Source organism: Synechococcus sp. R55.7 (genome assembly GCF_047461955.1).
Lineage (GTDB): Bacteria > Cyanobacteriota > Cyanobacteriia > Thermostichales > Thermostichaceae > Thermostichus.
This window is the reverse complement of the sequence record NZ_JANSIC010000264.1, coordinates 1-3195: the sequence shown is the minus strand read 5'-3', so window position 1 is coordinate 3195 and position 3195 is coordinate 1. Positions and strand designations below refer to the sequence as shown.

Annotated in this window: 4 protein-coding genes; 2 read left to right on the top strand and 2 right to left on the bottom strand. The window is 58.6% G+C overall.

Annotation, left to right across the window (positions count from 1 at the left end; genetic code table 11):
- On the top strand, positions 1 to 439 hold a 439-nt coding region (locus NW820_RS11420), incomplete at its 5' end, for a molybdenum cofactor biosynthesis protein MoaE (protein WP_414407539.1).
- Between the two features lie 6 nt (positions 440 to 445).
- On the opposite strand, the gene NW820_RS11415 is transcribed toward NW820_RS11420, so the two are convergent.
- Positions 446 to 1378: a bifunctional riboflavin kinase/FAD synthetase gene (locus NW820_RS11415; RefSeq protein WP_414407538.1), complete on the bottom strand. Its 933-nt coding sequence runs from the start codon at positions 1376 to 1378 to the stop codon at positions 446 to 448.
- A 33-nt stretch (positions 1379 to 1411) separates the two neighbouring features.
- The gene (locus NW820_RS11410) at positions 1412 to 1897 is read right to left on the bottom strand and encodes a CGLD27 family protein (RefSeq protein ID WP_011433781.1); all 486 of its coding nucleotides are present in this window, start codon (positions 1895 to 1897) and stop codon (positions 1412 to 1414) included.
- Positions 1898 to 2079: 182 nt separating this feature from the next.
- Between NW820_RS11410 and NW820_RS11405 the strand changes: the two genes are divergently transcribed.
- Complete coding sequence (locus NW820_RS11405) at positions 2080 to 3096, top strand: FHA domain-containing protein (RefSeq protein ID WP_414407537.1); 1017 nt, start codon at positions 2080 to 2082, stop codon at positions 3094 to 3096.
- Positions 3097 to 3195 lie beyond the last annotated feature (99 nt).

Genomic DNA, 3195 nt, shown 5'->3' with positions numbered 1-3195 from the left:
GACTTCCTTCCAGATTACCCTGGCTCCCCTATCCATCGACCGTGTCCACCAAGAGGCCTCCCATCCGGGCAATGGAGCTGTGGTGGTGATGAGCGGCACTGTTCGAGACAACACCAATGGCCGCCCTGTCGATTACCTGGAATACCAAGCCTACGAGCCCATGGCTCTGAAGGTCTTCGCCGATATTGCCCGACAAATTCAGCAGCGCTGGCCAGATGCCAACAGTGTGGTCATCCACCACCGCATCGGCAAGCTGCGCATTGGCGAGATCAGCGTCTTGGTGGCGGTGGGCACCCCTCATCGGGCCGAAGGGTTTGCTGCCTGCCAATTTGCCATCGACACCCTCAAGCACAACGCCCCCATCTGGAAAAAAGAATACTGGCGAGATGGCACCAGCGCCTGGGTGAGCCTTGGCGCTTGCGAGCTCTCTTCGGCATAGATCCCCCTACACCATACCCACTTGCTCAGCCAAACCCAATTGCTGGCGGGCTGTTTGGCAATCTTGCTGAATTTGCTGAATCAAATCTGCCACCGTGGGAAATCTCCGCTCTGGGCGGATAAAGCCCCGTAGCGCCACCCGCACCTCTTGCCCGTAGAGATCTCCTGTCCAATCCAATAGATGCACCTCGACGGTGTGCTGTAAACCGGCAAACGTGGGCCGATGGCCAATGTTCATCACCCCAGGTAGAGCTGCCGCAGCAGCAGGCACATCCACCCAAACGCTGTACACCCCATCGCGGGGCAAAAACTTCTCCGGAGGCAAGCGGAGGTTGGCGGTGGGAAAGCCCAGTTGTCGGCCCCGCTGATCCCCTTGCACCACCTCTCCCGTTAGCCGGTAAGGACGACCCAAGAGCGCTTCGGCGGTGGACACCTCCCCAGTCGCCAAGGCAGCTCGAATGCGAGAGCTGCTCACCCGTTCCCCGTTCAGTTTCGCCTCCGGGATCACCTCCACCGGAATGCAGCGCTCGGATCCCCAAGCCTGGAGCGTTTGGGCGTTGCCGGAGCGACGGTGACCAAAGCAAAAATCCCAACCGACGCTGAGATGGCGAACGCGCAGGCCCTGTTCAAGTACCGTTCGGATAAACTCTTGGGGGGGCTGGCAGGCAAATGCAGGGGTGAAGGGGAGCAGTACCACCTGCTCAAAGCCCATTTGCGCCAACAGATCCAGCTTTTCGGCAGGGGGAGTGAGCAACAGCTGAGGCCGCCTCGTCAAGACTTCCTGGGGATGGGGATGAAAGGTGAGGACAGTACGTACCCCCTGAAGAGAATCTCGAATCGGCTGCAGCACCTTCTGATGGCCCAGATGCAAGCCATCGAAGTTCCCGATGGCCACAGCGGTGGGTCGCAAGGTTTGAGCCAGATCAGAAGTGATGTGCACTGTCCGGGATCCTAAAAACAGCCAACCAACTGCCTACCCCAGAGGCCACAGCAGGGCCACCAACCCACTCAAGCCCACTACGCCCCACAAGCTCCGTCGCAGGCGCTGCAACACAGGATCAATCTGATACCTGACAATCAGCCGATGCTGAGCCAGCTCCTCTTCTGACTTGGCATACATCGCCCCATCGTACCAGCCACTTTCTTCATAGGGAATCTGGGCTTGTACCAAGCGCCGCCGCACATAAGCCCATCCCAAGTAGAGATGGAGCAACACCAGGCCGAGCAAGACATTGGCCCCCAGCACCGACCCAGAGACAAAGTGGCCCCAATCTCCGGCAAAGCTGCTCCAAACCAGCGGGGAAACCGCCAGCACAACAGCTCCCCAAACCCCAAAGATTCGTTTTAAGTAAGGGATCCACCCCAAAGCAGGCCAGGAAAAAGGAAAGGCTTCCCTCAGCTCTGCATATTGCCGGAGCGGCTGTTGCTCAGCGGGAATGGGATGGGAGGGATCCAGCATACGCCTTAACGTATCTACACAAAATGATATCGGTCGGGTTGGCCCCCCGCCAAGCCCATCCTCAGACCTCCATCTCCCAGCAGAGGCGGCTCAGAAATCGAGCCCGGATACCCCCCATCAACCGAAGGCAAGCGGGGTATCGTATTTATTGAAGTGTGGTCGCGTCTAGAATTCATCTCATCATGAGCGTCACAGGCGAATCTGCCGCCACTGCCGCGCCCTACGTGATCTTAAAAGAGCCGGATGGCAGCCAGAGGAAACACGTTCTCTCGGGAGCGACCGCTTGGACCCTAGGCCGCGATGAAGACAACGCCATCGTCTTGAGCGATCCCAGCGTTTCGCGCCAACATGCCCTGCTGCAATACCTCGACAACAACAGCATCTATCTCATCGATCTGGGCAGCCGCAACGGCTCGTTTGTCAACAATCGCCGCGTCAGCATTCCCACCCTGCTGCAGGATGGGGATCACCTCACCCTTGGACAATCCCAGCTGGAGTTCCACAGCGGATCCCTGGCCAGCTCAGAACCCAGCCCCGCGGCCAAACCTTCGGACACCCTGGTTTTACAAACCCGCTGGCTGATCTCGGTGGCGGTGGTGGATGTGCGAGGTTACGGACAACTGACTCAACAACTGGACGAGCGCCTGCTTTCCCAGGTGATGGGCGATTGGTTCCGGCGGGGTGGGGATATCATTCAGCAGTACGGGGGCACTGTCGATAAATACATTGGCGATGCGATTATGGCCGTTTGGTTCCATGTGCCCCAAGCCAACACTGCTTCTCTGGGCACGGAAGTGCCGGGAATTCACCTCGATGTGAAGTCGGTTTTGCAGGCCATAGCGAAGCTGTTTCAAATGACCGAGCAGCTGAACGGTGAGTTTCCGCTGCCTTCTCCCATTCGTCTGGGGGCAGGGGTCAACACAGGCTCGGCAATCGTGCGCCAGGTGGGCAACAACACCCGCCAAGAATATACGGCTCTGGGAGATACGGTGAATTTGGCCTTTCGCATCGAGAGCGCTACCCGCACCCTCAACGCCGACTTGGCGGTCAGCCAGGACACCTATACCTGCTTGGCCAAACAGCTGGGGCAGGCAGCCGCCTGCTTCTCCCATCAGGCTGTGGAGCTGAAGGGGTATGCCCACCGCCATCAGGTGTACTACTGCGATGTGCGGTCTTTGCAAGCCGTTCTCAGCCCCTAGACTTGGATCCGACTACCCGGAGATGTCTTGCCGCTGTCTGCTGTCTGACAGAGCAAGGTGGGGGATCCCGCTGTTCTTTTAGAACCTCCTGCTGCTCCT

Coding starts and splice junctions, on each gene's coding strand:
- NW820_RS11410 (WP_011433781.1), bottom strand. CDS start 1,897: ATGCTGGATCCCTCCCATCCCATTCCCGCTGAGCAACAGCCGCTCCGG.
- NW820_RS11405 (WP_414407537.1), top strand. CDS start 2,080: ATGAGCGTCACAGGCGAATCTGCCGCCACTGCCGCGCCCTACGTGATC.